We start from the raw sequence: 25147 nt of genomic DNA, 5'->3' as shown, positions 1-25147 counted from the left end.
CGCTTACCCCCCTGACGATTTGTTCCGGTACTATATTTTTTCGGTTAACATAGCAATCGCTGCTTCCTCCGAATCGACGAGGGGAAGCAATTTATCGAGTCGGGTGATTTCCAACACTTGGCGTACCGATTGGGAAAGGTTGCAGAGTACCATTTTCCCCCCTTTTTCTCGATAGCGCTTGTAGATGTAAATGAGATGACCAATGGCCTCACTGGTGATAAAGCTGACGCCCAGATTGATCACCAATTGTGTATTTCCCACAGGAAGCTGAAAGAGCGCTTCTTTGATCCGGTGGGCATCACCGACACCGATACTGCCAAAAAACCGGATGACCTGCACAGAACCGCGCTCTTTGATCTCATACTCTAACATTCATTAGTCACCTCGATTTATTTCCCCTCGACGAAACAAGCTGCCGATATTCAAAATCAGACTTACCCGTCCATCTCCAAGAATCGTCGCTCCGGCGAACTTATCGAGATTGAGCCAAGGGGCATGAATGGCCTTGATGACGATTTCTTTTTTCCCCAGCAAGGCGTCCACTTCCAGCCCGAGGCGCCGTTCGGCCAAACCGACCATGACGACGGACCGGTATTTTCGCCGCATTTTCTCACTATCGCGCGGTATCTGCATGGCCGACTGGAGGCGAAGGAGCGGCACTACGCGGCCTCGAACCGTAAAGACCTCCTTACCGCCGATCGACTCCACTTCACCTTCCCGCAATTGAAAGCTTTCCAGCACATTGTCGAGAGGGATGATCATCGTCTCCCCTTCCACTTTCACCAGTAAGCCTTGGATGATGGCTAAGGTGATCGGCAGTTGCAGGGAGAAGGTCGTCCCTTGCCCTACTTCCGATTGGGTCTCAATGATGCCGTTCAGCCCCGATATGGCCCGCTTGACCACATCCATGCCGACACCGCGGCCCGATACATCGGTCACTTTCTCGGCCGTGCTAAAACCGGGTGCAAAAAGCAGATCGAAGATCTCTTGGCGGGAAAGGGATTGGTCGTCCCGGACCAGTCCCAGCTTGCGCGCTTTGGCCAGAACTTTTTGTTCGTCAATCCCTTTACCGTCGTCGGCGACTTGGATCACGATGCGGCTTCCTTCATGAGTGGCTCGCAGCCGGACCGTGCCTTCCTCCGGCTTTCCGGCCTGAATGCGCTCCTCTGGCGTTTCAATCCCATGATCGACAGCGTTGCGGATGAGGTGCATCAGTGGATCACCGATCAGGTCGAGGACCGACTTGTCCATCTCCGTATCCTGACCTTCCATGACCAGGGTGATCTTTTTGTTCTCCTTTTTCGCCAAGTCACGAACGATGCGCGGATAGCGGCTGAAGACGCCGCCGATGGGCATCATGCGGGCTTTCATCAAGCCGTCCTGCAACTGTGTCGTCACCCGGCTGAGTTGGTGCGTCTCTTCAGCCATTTCAATCGCAAATGGGGTGTGCCCATGCTCCTCGACATAAGTCTCCTGCAGGCGAGAAAAACGGGCCTGGCTGATGAGCAGTTCTCCGATGAGGTTCATCAGCAGGTCTAATCGCTTAGCCTCAATCTTTATGTACTCGGCGCCTTTCGCTTCGGCCGTCTCTGGGTGATGCGGCTGAACCGGAGTGGACTCCGGGCGATGGGCCTGCTGTCGTTCTGTCTGTGGCTGTTGTTCTTGGGCATGGTCCTGTTCTTTGGCAGGTTGCCCTTCCGAATGGGACTCTTCGGGAACTGATCGCGACACTGCTTTTTGAATCGTCACCGTCTGGATATCGGTGATATTGAGGGCTCGTTCCAATTCGTCCCGGCTGCCCCGCTGCCATTCGAAAAAGATGATAACCTCGCCGTAGGCGGTTTCATTCTGCTCAAGCTCTTGCCACGTCGGCACGGTTTCGAGGACTTCCCCGAATTCTTTGAGGTTGTTCGTAAGGAGAAACGCTCGCACTGATTTCATAAAGCAGTCCGGCGTAAAGACCGCTTGGATTTCTGTCACCTTTTGGGAAAGAGCGCTTATCCGCTGACGGGCTTCCTCGATCCGCTCTGCCGTATCGGGAACGACCGGTTGTTCTGCGGGCTGCTTCATCGCTGTTTCCAGCGCGGCCGACAGCTCCGCCATTTTGGCCGGATCGATGCCATCGGGCTCAAAGATGGATGTTTGAATGAAATCGAGGGCGCTAAAAATCGTATCGATGTCTTTCGCGCCGAGAACTCGCTCCCCTTCCCGGACTTTTCCCAGCAGATCCTCTACTTTGTGGGTGATCTCCGTGACGTTGTTCAACCCTACCATCGCGCTGGCACCTTTTAAGGTATGGGCGGCTCGAAACATCTCGTGGATCATTTCCTGGTTCGATGCTCCCGATTCGATCGACAAGAGATCCCTCGAAAGAATATCCAATTGTTCCTTAGCTTCGGAATAGAACAAGTCCATGTACTCGTCCATAAAGTTATCGCCGCTCAACAGATCCTCCCCCCCAACAACGGTCAGCTTATCCGGCTTTTGGGTAGACCATGGCCTGTAGATTGAGAAGCACGGTCAAGCGCCGATCCGTTTTGATGACCTTATTGATAAATTCATCATCGATTTCACAGAGCATATCGGGAGTGTCGGTCAGCATATCCTCCTGGACCGTCATCACGGCGGAGACGGCATCGACCATCATACCGACGACCACCCCGTCGATGTCGACGACGATGATCCGGTTGTTTTTCGCCTCACCTTCTGGCGTGATGTGAAGTCGAAGGCGAAGGTCGATGACCGGTATGACATTGCCCCGCAAATTTAGCAGGCCTAACACATATGGGGGGGTATGTGGGATGAGCGTGATCGGCGTAGGGCGGATGATCTCGCGAACTCGTTCGATCGGTATGCCGTAGGATTCTCTACCGAGAGAAAAAGTGACGATTTGAAAGGGATCCAATGGGTCTCCTCCTTCCAACAGGCGCTTTTTATCCGACTAGTCGCTGGAGTACGGCTTTGACTCTTTCTTCTTCAAATGGTTTGATCACATAATCTTTCGCTCCAGCTCGGATTGCATCCATCACATACACCTCTTGCCCCATGGCCGTAACCATCACCACGGAAGCAGTCGAGTCGGAGGTGCGTATGGTTTTTAATGCCGCGATACCATCCATGTCCGGCATGGTAATGTCCATTAGAACGAGGTCTGGTCGTATACTCAGAAACTGCTCCACCGCATCTCGACCGTTAGCTGCCTCTCCGACGACCTGGTGGCCTAATCCTTCTACGATCCTTTTAAGCTTCATTCGCATGAATAAGGCGTCATCGGCAATGAGCACACGCTTAGCCAAAGTGTACTCCCCCTATGTTAAAGATATCGTTAATTTCAAGAAACAACAAGATCTAACTGTTCAGTTTTTTTCTTGTACGATGATTCCTACTCTTCTAACCCGAGGCGAACTTCGACCATACCCACAGAGGTCGCAATTTCCGTCATGAGCACGTTGTCCGATCCGGCCATGATGGCCAGCTTGCTGCCCGTGATCAGCGTTGGCGGCGTAATGTCGGCGGTGAGACCGGGGAGGTTACAGACGGAGGAACCAGCACACATATTGCCCAATTCACAGACAGCGCTTTTCACCATCTCGTCGAGGCCGGGAAGAGACATTCCTCCCATCATCTGACCGGCTAGGGCCAGCGCCGTCTCAGTGGCCATGCTGTAGACGACAGAACCGCGCAGATCCCGGGCCAACCCGACGATGATTGCCAGGTCATAGCGGCTAAAAAAAGAATCGGGCAGCGCCAAGGGAGCCTGGTGGACCGCCTGCACGCCTAAACTCGCTAAAACATCGCTCGATGCTTTGGCAAACACTTGCAGGTGTTCTCGGATCATAGGGTGGCGCCTCCTTCCGTGCTCAGGTGTATGTAGATAAGGCCGCCTTCCCAGAAGACAGAGGCCGTCTCGAGGTGGGCTCGTTCCCCGAATATCTCCAAGCCTTCGCCGACGAGAATGTTGGGCGGTGTGAGCCGGAGGCCAGGACGCCGAGGGCCGTTGTTGATCTGCGTGATCGCAGCACCGCAGAAGATATTGCTCAACTCCGATAGCGCATAAAAAATCATCTTGTCGAAGGGCCCCAGCTCCTCTTGGTTTAAGGCCTCCCCTACTTTTTGCGCTGTTTCAATATCCATCTCCATGACGACGCGACCCTTCTCTGCACCAGTGAAACCGAGCAGAGACACGACGGTGACCCCTTCGGTGATCGCCGGCAGTTGGGGCGCCTTTTCACTCCATTCACAGGTTAAACCGGCCATTTTATCCATCACGTTCACCAAGCTGTCCGCCAGATTGGCTAGGTATTCCCCTCCCATGATTCCGTTCCCCCTTGTGATATTGTTGTTTTACGTTGTGGTTTACTTGGTCAAATAATCGCTCACCGCAGCTAAGAGCTCTTCGTTGGCAAAGGGTTTTGTCATGAAGCCGAGCGCCCCTGCTTCTTTCGCCTCCGTGAGAATGTCTTCATCGCCCATGGCGCTCAACATGGCGATTTTCGCGCCGGGGTAGCGCGCCGTGATTTCCCGGGCCGCTTGGACTCCGTCCATGACCGGCATGGTGATATCCATGATCAACAGGTCGGGAAGCAGATTTCCGTATGCCTCTACTGCCTGTAGACCGTTGCGGAAGGTCCCACAGATTTCGTATCCCGCTGGAACTAAGGCCTTGGAGAGCGCTTTATGGATAAATGGGGAATCGTCCACCAGCATGATTCGCTTTTGTGTTTGATTTTCAGCCATCATTTTCGTCACCTTTCAGTATGTTTTTATGGATGGTTCCTGTCGCCATTTTGATCAGTTCGATGGGGTTCATGACCAAAGCGACTCGACCGTCGCCCATGATGGTGCCGCCGCCCATGCCGGGGAGCGACGACAGGTAATCGGGCAGCGGCTTGACCAGCACATCTTGTTCGCCGATCAACCGGTTCACGATCAATCCCACTTTCACATGTCCATCGGTCACGATGACAACGGGCGTTCGTTCGGTCAATTCTTCCTGCCCCATCCCGATAACCTCGGCTAGAGAGACGACGCCAAGGACTTCTCCCCGGTGATGAAGCAATTTACGACCTCGATACATCAGTAGGCGTTCGCCGGGCACTTTTAACGTTTCCAGTACGTTGTCTAAAGGCAAAATGAGCATTTGATCAGCAACTTCCACCATGAGGCCCCGCGATACGACCAAGGTCAAAGGAAGCTGCATGACTAACTTCGTCCCTTTTCCCAGTTGGCTCGATATGGAGATGGTTCCCCGCAGTGCGGTGATGTTGTTGCGGACGACATCCATACCGACGCCGCGGCCCGAAATCTCTGAAACGGCCTTGGCAGTGCTGAACCCGGGAAGGAAAATGAGCTGATAGGCTTGGGTCTCGTTCATGTCCTCAGCCTGGGCTGCCGTGATGAATCCCTTTTCGACGGCTTTTTCTTTTAAGGCCTGCGGATTCAACCCTTTGCCGTCGTCTTCGATCTCGATAAAGACGTATTTTCCACGGCTGTAGGCTCGCAACCAGACCCGCCCTTGCGGGTCTTTGCCCTTGGCGATGCGCTCTGATTCGGGCTCGATGCCATGGTCGGCAGCGTTCCGGACCAGATGCATGAGAGGGTCGCCGATCTGATCGATGATGGTCTTATCGAGCTCCGTGTCTTCCCCTTCCATTATCAGGCTGATGCGCTTGCCTGTCTGTAAGGCGATATCCCGGATCACGCGGGGGAACTTCTGAAAGACGGTGCGAACTTCTGTCATCCTCATCGCCATAATCGCGTCTTCCAGTTCGGCCGATATGCGGCTCACCCATTGACCGGCGTCTTTGACCTCCCGGGAAATGACAGGCAGGTTATGCTCCATCATCAGCTTGCGCGCAATCTGGCTGAAGGCGTTCTTGGTGACGGCCAGTTCGGCGATGGCGTTCATGAGGCGATTGATTTTTTCTTCACTCACCCGGATGGAATGACCCGTCGTGCCGTGGATGCTGTCGGAACCGGTCCGTTTTGAAGGACAACTCGGAGAACCGTCCTTGGCATTGTTTCTGCCGCCGCTGTCCCCTTGCGTTTTTTCAGAGGCGCGATTGCTCTTATCTTCGCCGGGGGTAGTGTTTAGGCTCCTATCACCACGATCTCCTGCGGATACCTGTTCAGAGGGAGATTTGTCAGTTTTATGGTCCGTACTATTCGTCATACCAATCGGTGATAGCTCCCGATCATTCTGCTTCGACTTTTCAGGTTCCCCAGGCGCCGCCAGGGTTGACTCGTTCTGCAAGGGGACCGTCGACGTTTCCGCGTCGAGACGTTCTCGGGCTGCGGCTAGTTCTTTCAGCAAGGGCGGGTTAGCTGGGTCCGCTTCCATCTGACCACTTCGCATCATCGCCATCAACCGTTGTAACGCATCCATACAGGCAAAGCAGATGTCGGTAACCCAAACCGGGACAGGGAGACGGAGGGTGCGCATCTTCTCTAGCAATTCTTCCATGCGTTGGAACACTTCCATCGTTTCTTTTGCTGCCGTCCGCAAGGGAGCATCGGGCCCTTGAAAACTGAGCAATAAGCCTAAGTTTCCCTTGAGGGTATGTACTCGTCGGAATAGATCGGCCAGGGCCGCCATGTCACCGGGGTTGCCGTCTAAGTCGATCAGCAGTTTGCCGCAAATGATCTCCGAATGTTCGTCGGCATCGGTGAGAAAGTTCTCTGCCGCCGCTGCGCTCGCCTGGCCCTTCACCAGCGCCATGAGTTCCCGATCTATATGGGTGTCTTGGTTCACGGTCACTAGGTTCCTATCGGAAGCGACTGGGAGATCTGATCCTTCTTGTACCACCGCTACATTCGGAGCATTGGGAGCATTAGATGCTTGTCCCACTGACGCTTCCGTTTCCGTCCCCTTTTCGGCATTCTCACGGTCAGAGGGCGTTCCCCCTTCAGGTTCTGAGGAATCCTGAACCGTTGTGGAAGCTGTTGCTCCACCGGAGGCGGAAGGTTTCGGCGGTATGATCGATTCTAAATCTTGGATCAGCTTCTCCACGTCTTGACTGCAGGTCAATTCAATCTCCAAGACGGTGCCGGCATTCCACTTTTCGCAGGATTCCTGCAGCAAGCGGATCATTTCCCCCAAAGCATCGCCGGCGTTCAACAGCAGTTCCACGATGGAACTATTCAGTTGAATCCGGTCTGACCGCAATGCGTCGAGTACATATTCGGCCTGGTGGCTGAGTCGAGTGATCTCGGCAAACCCAAAAAAGGATGCCAGCCCCTTGAGCGTATGAACCTGGCGGAATATATCGTTAAGTACCCCCGGTGTCCCATCGGACACTTCCAATTTCAGCAGTTCTTCTTCCACACGCTGCAGGTATTCGCCCGCTTCTTCGATAAAGGCTTGCAGCATTTCTACGTCATCCGCGCTAAAGCGATACTGCATCGTCTAGGCCTCCTTTCCGGACTTCCCATCCAGCAGGCGTCGAACCGAATCGACCAACTTTTCCGGTTCTGTCGGTTTGATGAAATAGACGTTTGCTCCCACTTTTACCCCACGATCGGCATCTTCTTGATGGTCCTGGGTGGTCACAATGATGACGGGTGTTTCCCGGTACGCGGGCATGCTCCGGATCTCTGCGATAAACTGAAACCCGTCCATACGGGGCATGTTGATGTCTGTGATGATCAGGTCTAAGGACTCTTTCAACATCGTTTCCAGAGCCAAACAGCCGTCTTCCGACTGGAAAACCTCGAATCCTAAAGAAGTGAGGACAAAAGCATGGTATTTTCTGACCATCGCGGAATCGTCCACCACAAGTATTCGCGCCACATCGTCACCCCCTACGGTTTGTAGTAAACGATGTTCCCATCGATACGCCGCATCTTAAAGGCTTCTGTGATTCGACCAACAGACTCCGAATGTCCTAAGTAGACATATCCCCCGCTGCGAAGGGAGCGGTAATAACTCTCCAGCACTTTCAGCCGTGATTCATTGCTGAAGTAGATGAGGACATTGCGGCAAAATATAAAATCAAACCCCACCTGGTCCTTCATCTCCTTTTGGTCCATGAGATTCAGGTATTTGAAGTTCACCATGCTCCGCACATTGAGGTTGAGCAGATACATGTCCAGGCGACGGGTGAAATATCGTTCCAGGTATTCCGGTGGCACATCTTTGACAGAACGGGAATTGTAGTAGCCTCGCCTTGCTGCCGCGAGGACCCGCGTATTGATATCGGTCGCTTGGATCTCAATCTTCCATTCATTCGGTTCTGGCAGCATCTCCAGCAAAATGATGGCCAGTGTGTACGGTTCTTCTCCGGTGGAGCAACCGGCGCTCCAGATCTTCAACTTTTTTTCACCGGAGGCAAGTTTTTCTCTTACCATCAGGGGCAGCACCGCTTCGGCAAATCCAGCCAGTTGGGGAAAATCACGAAAAAAGTAGGTTTCGTTGACGGTGATCCGGTTGATCAGCAGTTCCATCTCCGCCGGGTCGTTCGAGAACTTAAGAAATTGATAGTAATCGCGGTAACAGGTCATATTCAATTCTTCCATCCGCTCGCTGAGCCGCTTTTCGACATAATAGAGCTTATGGTTTTCAAACCACATTCCCGTCTTTTTGTAGATCAACTCTACATAGCGCCCATAAAGCTCAGCTGTTAGCGTCAAGGGTATAACCCCCGTTTCTGTCCAATTCCTGTCCGATGATTTGTTTCAATTCCTCCTCATCATTCGGCAGTGAATCGAGGAGCGCTTCTAAATAGTCCCGTCCTGCTGCCCCCATTTTCGTCATGCCGCGGACGGCAGCCAGTTGCAGCAATCGATCCGGTTGTTCCAGATTCTCTACCAGCCAGTCGAAGGTCTCTCGATGACGGTAGATCTCGGAACAGGTGAAGATGTAGTAGCGGTGGCTGGTACAAGGATCGTGTTCGTAGAGGTAGGCCAAGATCCGGTAGACCCCGTCACCGCTCCGGGCGGCCAAACTGGTGATGGCCATGCGGCGCACTTCTGGCTCGGGATCATTGGCCAGGGTCTCCATAACCGATAAAAAGGCATCGTCCCTGCGGATGAGCCGGCAAATGCGGGCTACCTGGGAGCGGATTTCCCGGTCTGCAACCAAAGAGGCCCGTAAAAAGGCTTCCGCTAGGGGAGCCTCTTCTTGCGCCGTCATCACTTCCAAGATGTCCGGCCAGAACTTTTCGGGACAATGATCCATTTGCCGCTTCAGTTCCTGATGTAAACCCGGCGTCCCGATCATCGTCAGCGTATCGACGGCTTGGCGCCGGATCCGGCTGTCGGAGTGTTCCAAAGCTTTCAGCAACAAGGGGTTCGCTTTTTCACCGCCGAGCAAGCCCAGACCGGATAAGGCTGATAAAACCGTTTCGGGGTCCCGATGGTGCGTCATTTCAGCCAGAAATTCCTCAGCTTCGCTGCCGCAGCGCCAAGCCTGCGCGACCGCTAACCGGACGATGGACAAGTCGGAATCTCCTGCAAAGGCTCTGAGCCGTTCTAGAGGAAGAATCAGCATCGACTTCTCCGCCACAGACAGGAGCAGTCGTTTCATCGACGAGTCTGCTCCGTCGAGCAGGGCCGTCACCCGGGATGCCGAAGGTCCTGCCTTCAACAGCGGAACAATCAGCTCATTGAGACCCTCTTCTTCTTTCCCGATACGCTCGCTTAACAGGGGTAAGTGTATGTACAACAGATGGGGGAGGTTCTGCGCAGCCAAGTGAGCCGCTGCGAGGCTTTCCTCCCGCCCGCCTTGTTCCAACTGCTGGGCGATAAGCGTCTCCATAGGCCCGTGGGACGGTCCGACATCGATCCCTCGCAGTTGCCATTGAGACATCAGCATGATCATCTCCCGGGAGGTCAGTTCCCCGCTGAGATACAACTCCCAGGCTTGCGGCAATTGCTCCCGAAAGCCCAATTTTCCGGCAGCAACCGCCCAAATCCCCGCTAAGGCGGCCCGCTCACGACTCGTACCGCCGCTCTGCCGCAGATAGCGATCGATATCTTCCATGGCTGCTGCGTCCCCTAACTGGGTCAGCGCTTCGATGACAGCAAAGGCCAGCCAGGCACTGATGCTTCTTTGGAGCAACGCTTGCAGGTACGGAACGGCTCGTCCATCGCCATGGCGTCCCAAAGACTCAACGGCGCTGGCCGCTACATTCGGATCGTCATCGCTCAGGGCCGTCACCAACAACGGAAAGGCTTCTTCGCAGGCAATCGCCCCTAAGGCCTCGACAGCCATCTTCCGTAGATCCCGCGATTCCTCTGTCATCAATTCCGCCAGGACCGGCAGTGCCACCTTTTGCAAGGAACAGAGAATTTCTAAGGCGCCGTTGCGTACCGCCGCTTCCGATGAGGACAGTAACCGACTCACCATCAACGCCGTCCGGTGGTTTCGCATTTCTCCCAGGGTGCGAATGATTCTGCGGCGCACATAGGCCGAAGTTTCCCTCTCTAGCTGCTGTACCAGCAGTTCAGTCCCGCTGACATGTCCCATTTGAGACAGCAGTTCTACGGCTTCACAGCGTTCCGATTCCCGCTCACTCTTGAGCCGCCGTTTCGCTTCTCGGATCACATGAACCACCCCATCCCTAGGCAAAGTTTCCCCGCATGCTTTCCCACCAGCGCCGCAGCTTCGCTTCGGACAACCGAACTGCTTCCATCACCCGGTCTAAGTCGGGGAAGGGTTTAAGCAGGTAATCATTCGCCCCTTTTTCAAGACATCGGACGGTCTTATCCATCGTGGAGTAGCCCGTCATCATGATGACCTGAACGAGCGGATCATAGGCCTTTAGGGCCGCCAGCAATTCAATCCCGTCCATCTCCGGCATGACGATATCGGCCAATACGATGTGGTATTTTTTTTCTTTAATCTTCTCAATCGCCGTCAAGGGCGACGTGGTGTAATCGGCCGAATAGCCTTCCAATTGGAGTATCCGTTGCAAACTCAGGACCAGCTCTTCTTCATCGTCCACCAATAGGATTTGGATCTCTGGATACATCCTGAACCCTCCTTACCGTTTCACCGTCTTTTCCAGGCTGCAGCAAGCTTCATAGGGATGTTTGAACAGGCAAAGTCCCTCAGCCAGTTCACCGGCCGCATCGAGAATGTTGTTATGGCGAGAGGAATAGAGGCCTTGGGAAAGAAGGACCATTTGCCCGCCTCGTGCGACAATCTGTCCCTGAAGCTGACGGAGCCAGTGAATATCCTTCCCTTCCAGGATTTCCTTCTCACTGATGTCCACGATGACCCGGCGCATCGTCCCCTCGTCGATCTTCCGGCAGACGTCATCGGCGATACCCTCTACGAGGGTCCCCTTCTCTAACGGCAGGCTGTAGAAATACCTTTGATTACAGAGCGCACCATATAGGCCGTCCCATAGGGTCTTTAAGTTGTTCCGGGCCATTCGGCAAAAACGCTCCCGATTTTTATCGGTCAACTCCACGGGGATCGTGTCCATCAACAGGTAGAGGCGAATTTTCCACTGCCGCTCCCCGCCTGGGTACCACTCATCGCCCTGAGAAAATCCATCCCACTGGGAAAGCCGGCCTACATCTTCCCGAAACCGGCTGGCCGTTCCGTCCGTCCGGGTAAGTTCTCGCCCCGCTTCCATCATCCAATGAACGAGCTGATCGATCTGCTCCAACGATGGATAGGGGGTGACCGCAGCAAGTTGTTCATTGAGTTCGGTCAAATAAATTTCGAGCACATCTCCCACATCACAAGCTTTGCGGACGTCATCGCGATGAGCCTTCGTTTGGATGAGGACCGACAAGGGGATTTCCCCATGGAAGCCCTCTTCCCAGTGCTTGGGATCGGGATGGCAGTGCAAGACGGCACCTAATTCCTTCAACCGTTCGACGATCAGGTAGTGGCGAACCTGCGGCATCGGTGTCTCTGTATCCACTTTCACCTGTAGGTAGAATAAAGGACCGCCGTCCACGATGCCTGCCGGGAGTTTACTTGGCGGTATTTCCTCTCCTCGGCTCAAAATGGCCACATCGACCATCACCTTATGGCTGCCCCATGCCCTTGTAGGCTTGACCGCTTCCAGCCGTGGCAGTTCCGATAAGAATTGCCTCTGTCGTTCCGCTACTGTGTCCCAGGAGCCACCGTGCTGATAGATATCCAGGTACGATTCCATTAAATCAGTTGCTTGTAAGACCCCGTTGACCATAGTGGTATCGGCATCGCCGATTCCTTGCCGGACCGGTTCCAGCCAATCTTCCATGCGATGAGCCAGTTCAGCCATTTGGGTCATCTCCAGCGATTGGGCACCGCCTTTGATGCTGTGAAAAGCTCGAAACAAGGCCGGTACGGCCTGAACAGGCGCCCCTGTTTTTTCGGCAGCGAGCAGTTGATCGACCGCATCGACCAACATCTCACGGGTCTCGGCAAAGAATACTTCGATGAACTCCGCTTCTCCTGGAGGAAAGTTCACGGTGAATCCCCCTCAGCCAGTCTTCCTGCTGGCAATCGAATCGTAAAGGTCGTACCGCTGTCCCCGTCGCTGGACACGGTGATCGTCCCCCCATGTTCCGTGATAATGCCCTGCACGATGGACAGCCCTAAGCCGGTTCCTTTGTTATCATTGGTGTAAAAGGGCTCAAACACTTTCGACAGTTCGGCTGCACCGATACCGCAGCCGTTATCACTGACTTCTATGATTACCCGGTCGTTCCGGTCTTCGTCATAACCGGCTCTTACGGTCAGTTCTCCCGCTCTTTGATCTCCCCGCTGAATCGCTTTCAGGCTGTTATGCATCAGATTGATCAGCACTTGCTCTAACTGCTGGGCGTTTCCCCGAACGATGAGTTCATCGGGGATATCCCCAATCAACCGGACATGCCTAGAAAGGGAACTATCACTGGATACAAGCATCCACGCATCCTGTAAGCACGAGGCCAATCGGACAGGCCCTTTTTCGCCTCGCTCTTGGCGGGAAAAATATTTTAAGCCGCTCACGATAGCGGCGATGCGATCGACACCTCGAAAAATGGCCTGGTTGGCCCGAAGAATTTCCTCTTCCAAGGGATCTCCTGTGCGTTGTTTGGCAAGATACCGGCGCAGTAATTCCGAGTTGACCTTGATGAAGGTCAGGGGATTGTTGATCTCATGAGCCACACCGGCCACCAGGCGACCGATCGTAGCGAGACGGTCGGCCTGCTGTAAAGCCTTCTCTTTTTCCTGGAGCCGTCGCACCAGTTCCTTATTCGCTTTTACCCGCTCTTCAAAAGTAGAACCGTCGGGGTTGCACTGCATCTCTTGAACCAGCGCAATCACTCCCTGGCTGGTGAGCAGCAGTTCTTGCGTTAAGTCGGCTACTTCTTTTTGCATCTGGTTCATGCGGCCGATCATCTGCTGCAGCACATCGACGATAATCGGCCAGCCTTCCGGTTCGCTTTTTTCTTCCCTGATCAGATTCCGCCTGTCCTCAGTCCCAAGGGAGATCTGCAGCTCCCAACTCCCTGTTTCGACGATGGAAGTGACTCCATTGGGACAACAGCTGTCGAATATCGGCGCTGATAGAGGCGGAAGGGAGCCCCTTTCCATATCGACGCGGCTCGTCAACAACAGCCGGTGTTGTTCTTTGCTGATTCTTCCTCGCCACGGCTCTTGCTTTTTTACCCCGGCCATGCTGAGCTGCCACAATACGATGACCGAACAGCGAAAGATCACCTCTGCCTCTATGCCGGAGTGCTGCAGCAGTTTCACCAGCTCGGGCATCACATCGCCGGCCTGGGCGGGCATTTTCAGATCCATACTGGTCATCATCGTTCATCCCGGGCGATCAATATGGTCGCCTCGTCATCATCTCGGCCCCACCGTTCCACCCATTGACGGCATAGCTGCCCCGGCTTGCCCCCTTGGATCGACCTATAGTGAACCTGCTCCCAATCGACCACCGCCCCTGCTGTGGTAACAGCCAAAATGGATTCGGCAGTCCACCTTTCTTGGTTGAGAGTCAGCGACAGCACATCCAGTCCCTTCCATCTTTCCGTTCGCTTCAGGGGTACGTGCCCATCTGGGGTCAGCAATTGAGCCTGTATCGGCCCCACCCCCACATAATTCAGGGTTTCCTGTCTGTAATCCACCTGGGCGAGGAAGAGAGCCCTCTCCGCTGCCCCCATCATTTGCCGGTGCGTCTCCCCCATGATCTCCAGCAAGGAAAGGCCTTGCAGGTCCCAAAGGGTTCGTTCCATCCGCAGCCTGTTCTGGTAAGCAGTCGTGCCGCGACCGCTTGCATCAAAAAGGGCTATCGTCGGCCGGTGGGCATCTTGCCGGACGAAAAATCCCTCCCCGCTGACGCCGTACTCCGGGTGGGGTCGAGAATAGACACCTACAGTCAGCCGCTGCGTGGGGATTCCTTCAACCCACTTTTTCACCGTGACGACCGTTCCCGATGGTTCGCTTTGGATCGAAAACTGGTCTGACAGACGCCGCATGGCGCCCAGGCCGCCGCCTAAACTGGCGGTTGACGGTGTCCCATCGAGAAGGGCCAGCGAAACATCTGGAATTCCCGGTCCCTGATCGCTCGATTGCAGGATCAACCCTTTTCGATCGCCGATCGTTTCTAAGCGAATGACCCCGCCGCCAGAGGCATGTTTGGCCAAGTTGGTCGCCAATTCGGTCACGATGATAGCGAGTTGCCCGAGTTCCTGCATGGTAAAGGGTAAAGAGCGGCAGTACTCGAGAACTTGGCGCCGGGCTGTGCCGACATCATCGGCACCGTGAACCCTAATCTCCGGCATCGTCCCCTCACCCCAGTTCGTTGTTTTACCCCAGCCATTTGACGATCCGAATGGTCGTTCCCTCGCCCAGGCGGGATTGAATCTCGAATTCGTCCATGAGACGTTGGCTGCCGCTCAGTCCCATGCCCAAGCCGCCGCCGCTGGTGTAGCCCACCGTCATGGCCAGATCGATGTCAGCGATGCCAGGACCTTCATCTTGAAAAAGAAACTCCAGTCCTTTCCCTTGATCGCTGCGCGCGACTTGCCGGTACTCCATCCAACCACGACCGGCATAGAGAAAGATATTGCGGGCGAGTTCACTGACGGCGGTGGTAATCCGGGTCTGATCAACCAGCGAGTAGCCCATTTCGATCGCCGCTCGCCGGGCCGCTTGGCGAGCCAGGACCACATCTGGCTCCCTCTGAATATCTACCCGGTTGGTCATCAACCATCCCTCCCCAAGGATGGAGCAGCGGCTCGTCCCCCCTTGAGTACCTCCAGCGCATCCTCCAGATTGAGTGCTGTTTTGACCCCTTCAATACTCAAACCCATCTCGACGATGGTGATCGCCACCATCGGGCGGAGTCCCACCAACAAGGTTTCCGCTCCCATCAGCCGGATCATCCGGGCCGTGTCCGACAGGATTCGTCCCATATATGAATCGACAAGCTTTAATTGAGAGACTTCAATGACGACTCCACTCACTTGGTGGTGAATGACCGATTGAAGGATTTCCTGCTGTAATTCCTGGGCGGAATGATCGTCAATATCTCCTTGCAGCGTCACGATGAGCACGTTTTGAATTTTTACAATCGATGTTTTTTCCACGTTACCCTCCTGCCGGCTCACCCCGCTGTGCTGTGGCTTTTCAGAACGATTTCCTTATCCAGCATGTCGAGCGCTAGGGCAATCCCGTCTTGCATCACCGCGCGAGTGATGACGGAGCTTAAATCGACTCCCATATAGACCATCGTCTGGGCGATGGCGGGACTGATGCCGGTGATGATCAGGCTGCCGCCGAGCAGGCGTACCGCTGCCGCTGTTTTCAAAATGTGATTGGCCACCAAGGTATCTACGGTCGGCACGCCGGTGATATCGAGGATGGTGACGCGAGCACCTGTATCGACAATCATATTGAGCAATTTCTCCATGATCTGCTGGGTCCGTTTGCTGTCCATGGTGCCGATGAGGGGAACAGCCAAAATCCCATCCCAGAGGCGGATGACCGGTGTGGAAAGTTCCAGCAGGTCTTGGCGCTGGTTGAGGATGACTGCTTCCCGGCTCTTTAAATACACTTCAAAAACATACAAGCCGGCTTCATCAAGCAGGGTCATGAATAGGTTGTCGCCTTGACCGCGAACCATATCCTCGATATAGGGGCGCATGGAAAAAACGAACTGGGCGGTTTCTGTGGGAGTCAAATGATTTCGGCTTCCCATCACCGAGATTTCTTGCAGCGTTTTTTGCAGCACTTCTGGGAGACAGCCTGTAGAGGCGGCCAGGAACATCCCTTCCCAAAGAGCGCGGCCCAACCGTTCCGTCTCTTCAATAGAGACCACACCCCGGGTGACCCAAGGGGTTTTTTGGACTGTCGATAACCAAAGGGTAAAGGCTTCTTGGCCTTTTACGCTCATCAATTTGCCTCCTATATTCGGTTTACGGCTTTGACAATCTCTTTGGCGATGTTGTAGGAAGGGGCGACGATTTCCGCTCCTCCCCGCTCAATCGCTTCGCGGGGCATACCGTAGACGACAGCCGTAGAACGATCCTCGGCGATGGTAATCCCACCGGCCTGCCGGATCCGAACCATCGCCTCGGCGCCGTCGGAGCCCATGCCAGTGAGCAGCACGCCGACGGTGCGCCGGCCAAAGAGCTCCAAGACAGAGTTCATGGTCACATCGACCGACGGGATAAAGAGGCTCTTTTCTGGCTGAGATGTGAGCCGGACCATGACATCATCCCGCAAGGCGTTTTTTTTAAGGACGAGATGGTAGCCCCCCGGGGCTACCATCCCCTCTCCCCGCGCTAGCTTGTCTCCCGCCTTGGCCTCCCGAAAGGACAAGGGGCAATAATCATCAAGTCGTTTGGCGAAGGAAGCCGTAAAGGTGGGCGGCATATGCTGGACGACGATGAGGGCGGCGTCTAAGTTCGCCGGAAGCTGTGGCAGGATTTCCATCAACGTACCCGGTCCCCCCGTCGAAACGCCGATGACGACGACTTTCCGAAAGGATGTTTCCCGATTTTCGCCGATAGGTACCGATTTTTTCACTGCCGGAGCAGGTCGGGTCAAGCCTAGAGCCGTTCGCCGCCGTCTGCGCTTCTGTTGCGCTGCTCCCTTTACCTTGGCGATCAGTTCCCGGCCTACTACGTGAAGGTTCGATGATACGGTACCGGACGGTTTGGCCACGTAATCGAATGCCCCCAGTTCCATCGCTTCAAAGGTCGTGATCGCCCCCTCTTGGGTCAGAGAACTGACCATGACCACTTGCACCTCGGGGTGCTGTTCGAGAAGAAGCGTTAACGAGGTGAGTCCGTCCATAACAGGCATGTTGATATCTAAGGTGATCACATCGGGGTGCAGTTCCTGGTCCTTGCGCAGGGCGTCCTCCCCGTCCCGGGCCGTTCCGATCACTTCGATATCGGGATCTGTCTCTAAGATTTGCCGGACTGCTTTGCGCATCATGGCTGAGTCGTCTACTACGAGAACTTTTATTCTATTCACTGTTCATCCCTGCCGCTGATCAATTCTCCAGTTGCAGCACCCGATCCAGTTCCAGAATCATGACCATGCGCTTGCCGTCATTGAGTTTCGCCACGCCGCGGATATACTCTGTATCAATCGCTTCGGAAAGGATGCGAGGCGTTGTCTCTACAAGGCTTCGATCAAAGCGCAGCACTTCTGAAACGGAATCGACGATGATCCCTGTTTTCCGGTTGTTGACGTCGACGATGACGATCCGTGAAGCGTCATCGCGGGTTCGCTCTTCCATATGGAATCGACGCCGAAGATTGAGGGCGGGAATGATGTTTCCCCGCAGATTGACGAGACCTTCGATATAGTGAGGAGCTCCCGGCATTTGGGTCACCTGGGTCATCCGGTTGATCTCTTGAACGTCTGTAATTTGAATCGCAAACTCTTCGTTTCCCAGGCGAAACGCCACCAACTGCTCTTCTTCAATCGCTCTGGCGAGGTTGCCCGCTTCGACGACTTCCCTGGCTTCTTCGCTGTCTTCCATCAGTTCTCTGACCATATCTGTCGATAAGAGGTTTGACGCGTTAAGGCACATCAACAGACGAGTCCCCTTGTTCAGCTTGGCCACACCGCGAATTTGTTCGGCTTCTCCGCTGAGGAAGATCGGCGGCGGCGGTTCGATGATGCTCCGGGGAACGCGAATGACTTCTTGCACCCGGTCCACCCGAAAGCCTGCCGTCAGGTGACCTAGATCGACGATGATGACCCTCGATTGATCCGTCAGCGCTTTATCCTGCATATGAAAAAAGCTCCGCATGTTGACGATGGGCAGGAGTTGGTTGCGAATCGATACAACTCCTTCAAGGTAAGGGGTCAAATTCGGCACTGCCGTGATCTCAGGCACACGGATGATCTCCTTGACATGCATGATGTCAAAGGCGTACTCTTCCCGACCGAGCAGGAATGTGACCAGTTGGTCTTCTTCCAATTCGGCTTTGATTCCAGTGCCACCGACCGCTGCGGCCGAGGCCGCAGCATGAGCTTCTTCAATGAGCTCGTCGGCTTGTTCCACCGTGAGCACTTGTTCTAAGTTCAAAGCCATAATCAGCCGTTTGCCTTGATTGAGTTTGACGACACCGTCTAAGTATTTTACGGCTTCACTGCGAATCACCGGCGGAGGCGGTTCAATATCGGAAGCGGCTACCCGAAGAACTTCCGATACTCGATCGACGACGATCCCTGTGACGCGACCGCTCACATCGACAACGAGTACTCGTGTGTTTTCGTCGCGCTGCCGCTTGTCCATGCCAAAGCGGCAACGCCCGTCAATGATGGGAAGAATGGTGCCCCGTAAGTTGCAGACGCCTTCCACGTAATCAGGGGCTTGCGGGATTTTCGTCACTTCGGTGAAGCGGATGATCTCCCGGACATTCATGATGTCGGCCCCGAATTCTTCATGGCCTAGATGGAAGGTGACTAACTGCCGCTCCGATAGGCCTCCTGCCCTCGTGGTATCGGCGATGGTCATTGCTTTGTGCTCCTTCCCTCCAGTTACATCGTTTGCAATTCGTCGGCGAGACCGGAGATCTCTTCGATGGCTTCGGCCAGTTCTTGCATCCCTTTGGCTTGTTCCTGGGCGGCTAGAGACGCTTCCCCGCTCGCCTTCTCTGCTTCTTGCGCAGCCGCGGCGATTTGTTCGACACCTTTTCTCGCTTGTTCCAAGGCGATAAGCGATTCTTCCGCACCCTTGAGTACTTCGCGAACACCGCCGAGGATAACGAGCATAGCTTCTTCCATCTCATTTATGTTGTGAGTAGACTTTTTCGCTTTTTCCACCTCTTGCGTTGCTTTTTTGGCAGACAGCTCGATATCCTCGGTGACTTTCTGGATTTGTCCTTGAATATTACGAACAAGGTCCTTAATTTTGTCGGCATTTTCAGCCGACTCATTGGCCAGGGTACGAATGTCACTGGCGACCACTGAGAAGCCTCGACCATACTCACCGGCCCGTGCTGCTTCGATAGAGCCGTTCACAGCCAGCATGTTGGTCTGAATGGTGACGTTGACGATAGCGTCGACGATCTTGTCGATTTTTCGGGTCGTCTCTTCGAGAATTTTGATATTTCGGGCTGATGTTAAGCTAGCTTCCGAAGCGGTGGCGATCCCTATGATCAGGCCATCGATGCCTTTTTTGTTCCCATCGAGCACTTTGCGCAGCTCGTCAACTTTTTCATCCGACTCAGAACTGCGTCTACGCATCTGATTTGCGGCGACAACAAGTTGCTCAGCGACGGCGGCGCCCTTCTGAGTTAACTCTCCCTGCGCCCGGGACCCTTGGGACAATTGTTCCATGGCCGTCATGATTTGGCGGGAAGCGCTGTTCGCTTCTTCTACGTTTGCCGACAGCTCTTCTGCTGCAGAAGCTAGTTCTTCTGACGATTTCTGGGCATCGGTAGATACTTTCAAGGTTTCGGCCAATTGGGCCAGTTCATTGGCGGCCATGCCCATTTCATTGAAGGCTTTGTTTTGTTCCGCTACAGCCCGATTCACTTCTTCGGCAGCGCTGCTTTGTTCTTCAGCGGCTGCGGCAATCTGTTCCGCCATGGTGAGAAACTCACCGGCCCCTTTGTTGGATTCCCGGGCACTTTGTGAGACCTCTGTAACGCCCGCTTGTACGGAGGCCATATCCCGTTCGATCCTTAACAAGTCCTCCGTGATTTTTTTTGCTTTATCGACTTCTGCGTTGGCGGCTACACCAGCTTCTTCCACGTCTTTGACGACGACCTTGACGTTTTCTTGGATTTCAGAGACAAGGTTGCGGATGTCTCGGGCCGACTTTTCTGAGATTTCCGCCAGATTGCGAACTTCGTCGGCCACCACGGCAAACCCGCGTCCATGTTCTCCTGCCCGGGCCGCTTCAATGGCTGCGTTTAAGGCCAGTAAGTTGGTCTGGTCGGCGATGCGAACGACGGCTTCGACGATATTACCGATCTCGATAGACTGCGTTTCCAACTCGTTGACTAGCTTGCTTGATTCCATATTTGTATTGGCCGTTTCCTTGATTCCGTCAATCAACTGGTCAATATCTGCAGTCGTAGTCCGGACTAATATTTGAGTGGCATTAACTTTCTCCAGGGATTCCTTGGCCCGGCTCTCTGCGATGACTGATGCTTTATCTATTTGGTTGATGGCGGCTCTGGACTCTTCGGCGGCAGAAGCGGCCTCGTCAGCGCCGGTAGCGATTTGAGCCATCGTCGATCCCAGTTCAATAGCGGCATTGCTGGCCTGTTCAATACCGGAGGCAAGTTGTTCCGTCGCGGTGGCGATTCGTTCGGCCAGTTGTTGCTGTTTGGCCAGGGTGCGAGCACGGACTTTCTCCATCGCTTTTCGTTTGGCTAAGTCCCGTTTCTGAGCGATATCTTCGGCCGTACCGGAATGATCATATTTGCTGTTGGCAACAGCGGCACCGTTTTTCGGTTCGGCAGAGGGCCGAGCCAGCTTCTTTTCCAAAGTAGTCTCCTCCTTTAATCTTCACGCAGGTGAGTTCCGCTTTTGACCGATGAGGACTTTGGTCCTACGCTAGGTACTAATGCAATATCCATGCCAACAGGGTGGACCCAATGTGGTTATACAAAGGTTAAACATTCATTTTTATAGTTTTTAACGGAACTTGCGAGTGTGAATGCCTTGTACTTCTGCGTACAGGGCGATTTGGGGAGACTGAATATGTGTACGTTTCCGTACACGAAGAGGTACAAGGTCCCTTTCATGGGTTAGTACTCGAAAAATGTAGTGAAGTAAGAGATAGTAAGAAGTAAGAGGTAAGAGGTAGCAAAAGGTAGCGATACAAAACATGTAGTAGTAAGTAGTAGCAAACGGAAATGAGTGGAATCAAGCGGTAGTCGAGATACGGGACATGTTTGGCCTCACAAAGCCTGCTGTAATGAGCTTTGTGAGAAAATAAGAGAGCGTACCAAGGTCGGTACGCTCTGCTTTTTAAAATACTTATTTATTTCGTTTCGTCCTTCCCTCGGATACGTTCCAAGCGGCAGTAGAGTGAGCGGCGGGAAATGCCCAGATAGCGGGCTGTTTCTGTCTTATTGCCCTTATGCATCGTCAAGGCCTGTAACACAATATTGTCTACGTATTCTTCCAGCATGATGCCTTTTTCCGGTAAGGTGAAGTGTTCTGGGCTGATCAGATTGACAGAACTTGGTTTGGTATGACTGGAATCAACTGAATTGCCGAGATCGCTGACAATGGTAGGATTGTTGGGAGTGCTGGGAGTTATGGGATTACTGGGATTACTGGGATTGGCGAGATCGAAGGGATTGCCGTGATTAATGGCTTTGCTGATTTTGCTTATTTTGCTTATTTTGCTGGGCTTTGGAGGTTGACTTGCACCGGCGGTTGTAATGGTCTTTTCGAGATGATCGGTTTTTCCAGGAATGGAGATATGCAACAGATGCTCCGGCTGCAGCTCTGCATCGTCATACATGAAAGCCACCCATTCCATGGTGTTTTGCAGTTCCCGCACGTTGCCTGGCCAAGTGTATTGTATTAAGATCCGAGCCGCTTCTTCTGTAATGCCTTTGAATCGCTTTTTCTTCTGTTTGGCTGCCCGTTGCAGCAGCATCCGGGCGAGGGGAACGACATCATCGGTTCGCTGTCGCAACGGAGGCAGCAATAAGGTTCCTACGTTCAAGCGGTAGTACAGATCTTTGCGAAACTTTCCTGCGGCTACCCGTTCATCCAAGTTCACGTTTGTCGCACCGATGATGCGGATGTCCGTGTGAATTTTTTTTAATCCGCCTACACGGTAATATTCCTTCTCTTGCAGCACCCGCAAAAGTTTACTTTGAAGTTCCAGAGGAAGTTCCCCCACTTCGTCCAAAAACAGCGTCCCGCCTTGAGCCAGATCTAATTTCCCCTTCTGTCCTTTGGTCAAGCCGCCCGTAAAGGCTCCACCTTCATAACCAAAAAGTTCACTTTCGAAAAGACTCGGCGTCAGTGCGGCACAGTTGATATCAATAAAGGGCGCCGACTCTTCGATGCTTCCGAAGTGAATAAGCCGTGCAATCATCTCTTTTCCGGTGCCCGTCTCTCCTTCGATCAGCACAGGAATAGTCCGGTCCGTATGGAATTTGAGGGCCGACTGGACGATCGTGCGCATGCTCTCGGAGAACACACCGATGCCACTGATCGCTGCAGAATGAACGGTCATGCGGTGATTCGTGGAGGGATCACTCCCCGTCTCGATGGCTTCCTTAACGGTTTGATCCGAGTTGTCCTCGAAAACCCGCCTTCCCTTCGGCTTGTCTCGTTTTAAGGCAATCCGTTCTGTAATGGCGGCTAGTTGTTCTATATCGATCGGCTTGAGCAAGTAATCGGTGGCTCCGGCTCGCAGGGCGGCTATAGCTGTTTCCATATCACCGTTTCCGGTGAACAGGATAATATCGGTACTTCTATGAACATCGACCTGGGACATGATCGTCTGGAGGAGATCGATTCCCGATAATTTGGGCATACAGATATCCGATAATACCATCGAATAGTTCCCTCGAAAAAAGAGCGTGATGGCGTCCTGCCCATTACCACATTCGTCGACTTCGTGTCCCAATTCCCGTAAAAACTCTCCGACACAAGTTCGGCTGTCGCTGTCATCGTCGACGAGCAGAATGTTCATCGGTCAAGCACCACCGTTTCCTCCATAGACGGAAATATCACCGTAAATGTAGCTCCATTCTCATCGTTCGTTTTCACCTGAATATGTCCCCGGAAAGAAGTGACGATGGAATGAGCTATCGACAGACCAAGTCCCATACCCTCACCGGCAGGTTTTGTCGTAAAAAAAGGTTCAAAAACTCTCCCATGGAGTTCCTCGGGGATACCGCTTCCGTTATCACCGATGTCTAGTTCGACCGTATTCCTTTTCGTTTCGCCGTCTCTCAACGTCGCCCCAGCACGTGTAGAAATCCGGACAATCTTGCTTTTTCGGTCGCTCACATCTAAGGCATGCATGGCATTGACCAGCAGGTTGATGATCAGTTCCTCCAGGCGGTTCGCTACCGCCTGGAGGGGCGGAAGTTGCGGGGCGAGCACAATCTGCACTTCGATGCCATGAGAAGAGAGTTGACTGCCCAGAAGGCTCAAGGCTCCCTCGACGGCCCTGTTGAGATCGCAAGCTACGAGTTGTTCTTTTTGCTCTGAATGTACGAAGGAACGGATGTGGGTGATGATGTCGTTAATCCGTCCTGCTTGCGAAGATATCTTTTGAATGTTATCGATTAGTTTGCTGACTTCAACTGTTTTCCCTTTCTTGTGCCAATAAAGCATGCTGTCAGCAGTCACTTTTAGGGAGTTGAGCGGCTGATTGATTTCATGGGCGATCCCTGCTGCCATTGTCCCTAGAGAAGCCATTCGTTCGGCCCGGTTAGCCCGCTCCCGTGCTTCAACCATTCGAGCATCCGCCTGTTTCCGCTCGGTCAGATCTCGAACGACGCTGAAGACCATCTTTTCCTCACCGATGATGGCACTGACTGTATTCACTTCCACCGGAAACAGGCTGCCATCCTTTCGCCGGTGAATAGTCTCGAATAAGCACCCCTTTGCCATGGCCTCTTCCAGTTGTCTCTGAATCAGTTCATGCTCACCGGGTTGCCGCAGTTGATGTATGTACAGCTCTAAAAATTCACTTCTATCGTATCCGTAGACTTTTTCGGCGGCACGGTTAACGTCAATAATTTTCCCGTCACTGTTCACAAACAACAGGATATCCCTTGCCCGTTCTGACAGCAGTTGATATCGTTGAAGCACTACTTCGGCCTCTTTGCGCTCCGTGATATCAAAACAATACCCGATGTACCCGGCAAATTGACCGTCAAAATCGCAAAAGGGCCTTCCAATATCGACGATCCATCGATACTGACCGTCATGGCCGCGAAGCCGGTATTCCATCTGAAAAGCTTCACGGCGCTCAAAGGCGGAGAGGTACGTTTGTATGCACCGCTCCCGGTCTTCCGAATAAATCCCTTCGGACCACCCGTCCCCTTTTTCTTGTTCCACGGTCCGGCCGGTAAATTGCAGCCACCCCCGATTGAAGTAATCGCTTTTCCCATCAGTGCCGGAACGCCAGATCATAGCGGGAAACTCATCAAAGAGGCGAATGCAAAAATCAAATGCTTGATCGAGAACTCCCCGGAGCCATTTCCGTTCTGACACATCACGAATCGTACAGATGAAATGGTTCTTTTCTCCCGGAAGGACAGCGAGAGTGAATTCAATCGCTATCTCTGACTCATCGCCACGACTCCCCATCGCTTCGATAGGGTTACCGATATACTCGGCATCGCCCATTTGCAAAAGATAATCTATGTATTTCTTTAATTGCTGTTGATAAGGTTCACTTAAAAGACAAGATACATCTTTTCCGCAGAGTTCTTCGGGATTATGTTGGAACATCTTGCCCGCAGCCCGGTTCACCGATAAGATTCGTCCTCCTTCGTCGAAGAGAACTATCCCATCGGGCGAATACTCAAAAACCTTCGCCCCCAATGAATCGTTGTCGTTTGGCTTAATCCTCTTGCTGTCCACGCTATTTCTGTCCCCCAACACAACAAGTTTCTTACGTCATTGGCGACTTTACCTGTCCCTTAAAGAATAATTCTTCCATGTGGTAGTCACATCAAGTACTTATTTATTCGTCATTTATCTATCCAATTCCTTTTCTCCCTTCCACCGTACCCACGAAACACC

23 protein-coding genes are annotated in these 25147 nt (G+C 53.4%); all 23 read right to left on the bottom strand.

Annotated elements, in window-relative coordinates; genetic code table 11:
* Window positions 1-30 precede the first annotated feature (30 nt).
* Entirely contained in the window at window positions 31-372 is a 342-nt protein-coding gene (locus H1S01_RS12400; protein WP_188040773.1) for an STAS domain-containing protein, read from the bottom strand.
* A gap of 3 nt (window positions 373-375) precedes the next feature.
* Window positions 376-2445, bottom strand: coding sequence for a chemotaxis protein CheA (locus tag H1S01_RS12395; protein ID WP_188040772.1), 2070 nt, complete (start codon window positions 2443-2445; stop codon window positions 376-378).
* 28 nt (window positions 2446-2473) lie between these two features.
* Window positions 2474-2905 (bottom strand): chemotaxis protein CheW, encoded by a 432-nt coding sequence (locus H1S01_RS12390; RefSeq protein WP_188040771.1) that lies wholly within the window; start codon window positions 2903-2905, stop codon window positions 2474-2476.
* 28 nt (window positions 2906-2933) lie between these two features.
* Window positions 2934-3296 carry a response regulator gene (locus tag H1S01_RS12385; protein WP_188040770.1) on the bottom strand — a complete coding sequence of 121 codons (363 nt, stop codon included), beginning with the start codon at window positions 3294-3296 and terminating at the stop codon, window positions 2934-2936.
* Between the two features lie 86 nt (window positions 3297-3382).
* Window positions 3383-3838: a chemotaxis protein CheX gene (locus H1S01_RS12380; protein ID WP_188040769.1), complete on the bottom strand. Its 456-nt coding sequence runs from the start codon at window positions 3836-3838 to the stop codon at window positions 3383-3385.
* On the bottom strand, window positions 3835-4314 hold the full coding sequence (locus tag H1S01_RS12375) for a chemotaxis protein CheX (RefSeq protein ID WP_188040768.1): 480 nt from the start codon (window positions 4312-4314) through the stop codon (window positions 3835-3837). The genes H1S01_RS12380 and H1S01_RS12375 overlap by 4 nt, the downstream gene beginning before the upstream one ends.
* A gap of 42 nt (window positions 4315-4356) precedes the next feature.
* Complete coding sequence (locus tag H1S01_RS12370; protein WP_188040767.1) at window positions 4357-4737, bottom strand: response regulator; 381 nt, start codon at window positions 4735-4737, stop codon at window positions 4357-4359.
* On the bottom strand, window positions 4730-7402 hold the full coding sequence (locus H1S01_RS12365; protein ID WP_188040766.1) for a chemotaxis protein CheA: 2673 nt from the start codon (window positions 7400-7402) through the stop codon (window positions 4730-4732). Before H1S01_RS12365 ends, H1S01_RS12370 begins: the two co-directional genes overlap by 8 nt.
* Window positions 7403-7405: 3 nt before the next feature.
* On the bottom strand, window positions 7406-7789 hold the full coding sequence (locus H1S01_RS12360; RefSeq protein WP_155476537.1) for a response regulator: 384 nt from the start codon (window positions 7787-7789) through the stop codon (window positions 7406-7408).
* Between the two features lie 11 nt (window positions 7790-7800).
* Window positions 7801-8628, bottom strand: coding sequence for a CheR family methyltransferase (locus H1S01_RS12355; protein WP_155476538.1), 828 nt, complete (start codon window positions 8626-8628; stop codon window positions 7801-7803).
* The gene (locus H1S01_RS12350) at window positions 8612-10543 is read right to left on the bottom strand and encodes a HEAT repeat domain-containing protein (protein WP_188040765.1); all 1932 of its coding nucleotides are present in this window, start codon (window positions 10541-10543) and stop codon (window positions 8612-8614) included. The genes H1S01_RS12355 and H1S01_RS12350 overlap by 17 nt, the downstream gene beginning before the upstream one ends.
* Before the next feature lie 16 nt (window positions 10544-10559).
* Window positions 10560-10970, bottom strand: coding sequence for a response regulator (locus H1S01_RS12345; RefSeq protein WP_155476540.1), 411 nt, complete (start codon window positions 10968-10970; stop codon window positions 10560-10562).
* A 12-nt stretch (window positions 10971-10982) separates the two neighbouring features.
* Entirely contained in the window at window positions 10983-12410 is a 1428-nt protein-coding gene (locus tag H1S01_RS12340) for an Hpt domain-containing protein (protein ID WP_188040764.1), read from the bottom strand.
* Window positions 12407-13741 (bottom strand): sensor histidine kinase, encoded by a 1335-nt coding sequence (locus H1S01_RS12335; protein WP_188040763.1) that lies wholly within the window; start codon window positions 13739-13741, stop codon window positions 12407-12409. Before H1S01_RS12335 ends, H1S01_RS12340 begins: the two co-directional genes overlap by 4 nt.
* Window positions 13741-14721, bottom strand: a complete 981-nt coding sequence (locus H1S01_RS12330; RefSeq protein ID WP_188040762.1) for an anti-sigma regulatory factor — start codon at window positions 14719-14721, stop codon at window positions 13741-13743. The genes H1S01_RS12335 and H1S01_RS12330 overlap by 1 nt, the downstream gene beginning before the upstream one ends.
* Before the next feature lie 25 nt (window positions 14722-14746).
* Window positions 14747-15145, bottom strand: a complete 399-nt coding sequence (locus H1S01_RS12325) for an ATP-binding protein (RefSeq protein WP_188040761.1) — start codon at window positions 15143-15145, stop codon at window positions 14747-14749.
* Complete coding sequence (locus H1S01_RS12320; RefSeq protein ID WP_207732311.1) at window positions 15145-15528, bottom strand: STAS domain-containing protein; 384 nt, start codon at window positions 15526-15528, stop codon at window positions 15145-15147. The genes H1S01_RS12325 and H1S01_RS12320 overlap by 1 nt, the downstream gene beginning before the upstream one ends.
* 17 nt (window positions 15529-15545) lie before the next feature.
* Window positions 15546-16334 (bottom strand): STAS domain-containing protein, encoded by a 789-nt coding sequence (locus H1S01_RS12315; RefSeq protein ID WP_188040759.1) that lies wholly within the window; start codon window positions 16332-16334, stop codon window positions 15546-15548.
* Window positions 16335-16345: 11 nt separating this feature from the next.
* Window positions 16346-17422 (bottom strand): chemotaxis-specific protein-glutamate methyltransferase CheB, encoded by a 1077-nt coding sequence (locus H1S01_RS12310; protein ID WP_188040758.1) that lies wholly within the window; start codon window positions 17420-17422, stop codon window positions 16346-16348.
* Window positions 17423-17441: 19 nt separating this feature from the next.
* Window positions 17442-18920 (bottom strand): chemotaxis protein CheW, encoded by a 1479-nt coding sequence (locus H1S01_RS12305; RefSeq protein WP_188040757.1) that lies wholly within the window; start codon window positions 18918-18920, stop codon window positions 17442-17444.
* Between the two features lie 23 nt (window positions 18921-18943).
* Window positions 18944-20902, bottom strand: coding sequence for a methyl-accepting chemotaxis protein (locus tag H1S01_RS22000; RefSeq protein ID WP_207732310.1), 1959 nt, complete (start codon window positions 20900-20902; stop codon window positions 18944-18946).
* A gap of 499 nt (window positions 20903-21401) precedes the next feature.
* Window positions 21402-23078, bottom strand: coding sequence for a sigma-54-dependent transcriptional regulator (locus tag H1S01_RS12295; protein ID WP_207732309.1), 1677 nt, complete (start codon window positions 23076-23078; stop codon window positions 21402-21404).
* The gene (locus H1S01_RS12290; RefSeq protein WP_188040756.1) at window positions 23075-24985 is read right to left on the bottom strand and encodes a PAS domain S-box protein; all 1911 of its coding nucleotides are present in this window, start codon (window positions 24983-24985) and stop codon (window positions 23075-23077) included. Before H1S01_RS12290 ends, H1S01_RS12295 begins: the two co-directional genes overlap by 4 nt.
* Window positions 24986-25147 lie beyond the last annotated feature (162 nt).

This window comes from Heliobacterium chlorum (assembly GCF_014502795.1).
GTDB lineage: Bacteria > Bacillota > Desulfitobacteriia > Heliobacteriales > Heliobacteriaceae > Heliobacterium > Heliobacterium chlorum.
Note: the sequence above shows the minus strand (reverse complement) of the source record. Positions and strands in the feature narration are given on the sequence as shown.

Bases quoted from the DNA above. Each gene is read 5' to 3' on its own strand.
- H1S01_RS12370 (WP_188040767.1), bottom strand. From the start codon at position 4,737: ATGGCTGAAAATCAAACACAAAAGCGAATCATGCTGGTGGACGATTCC.
- H1S01_RS12295 (WP_207732309.1), bottom strand. From the start codon at position 23,078: ATGAACATTCTGCTCGTCGACGATGACAGCGACAGCCGAACTTGTGTC.
- H1S01_RS12365 (WP_188040766.1), bottom strand. From the start codon at position 7,402: ATGCAGTATCGCTTTAGCGCGGATGACGTAGAAATGCTGCAAGCCTTT.
- H1S01_RS12330 (WP_188040762.1), bottom strand. From the start codon at position 14,721: ATGCCGGAGATTAGGGTTCACGGTGCCGATGATGTCGGCACAGCCCGG.
- H1S01_RS12400 (WP_188040773.1), bottom strand. From the start codon at position 372: ATGTTAGAGTATGAGATCAAAGAGCGCGGTTCTGTGCAGGTCATCCGG.
- H1S01_RS12325 (WP_188040761.1), bottom strand. From the start codon at position 15,145: ATGACCAACCGGGTAGATATTCAGAGGGAGCCAGATGTGGTCCTGGCT.
- H1S01_RS12335 (WP_188040763.1), bottom strand. From the start codon at position 13,741: ATGACCAGTATGGATCTGAAAATGCCCGCCCAGGCCGGCGATGTGATG.
- H1S01_RS12305 (WP_188040757.1), bottom strand. From the start codon at position 18,920: ATGACCATCGCCGATACCACGAGGGCAGGAGGCCTATCGGAGCGGCAG.
- H1S01_RS12380 (WP_188040769.1), bottom strand. From the start codon at position 3,838: ATGATCCGAGAACACCTGCAAGTGTTTGCCAAAGCATCGAGCGATGTT.
- H1S01_RS12375 (WP_188040768.1), bottom strand. From the start codon at position 4,314: ATGGGAGGGGAATACCTAGCCAATCTGGCGGACAGCTTGGTGAACGTG.
- H1S01_RS12315 (WP_188040759.1), bottom strand. From the start codon at position 16,334: ATGAGCGTAAAAGGCCAAGAAGCCTTTACCCTTTGGTTATCGACAGTC.
- H1S01_RS12345 (WP_155476540.1), bottom strand. From the start codon at position 10,970: ATGTATCCAGAGATCCAAATCCTATTGGTGGACGATGAAGAAGAGCTG.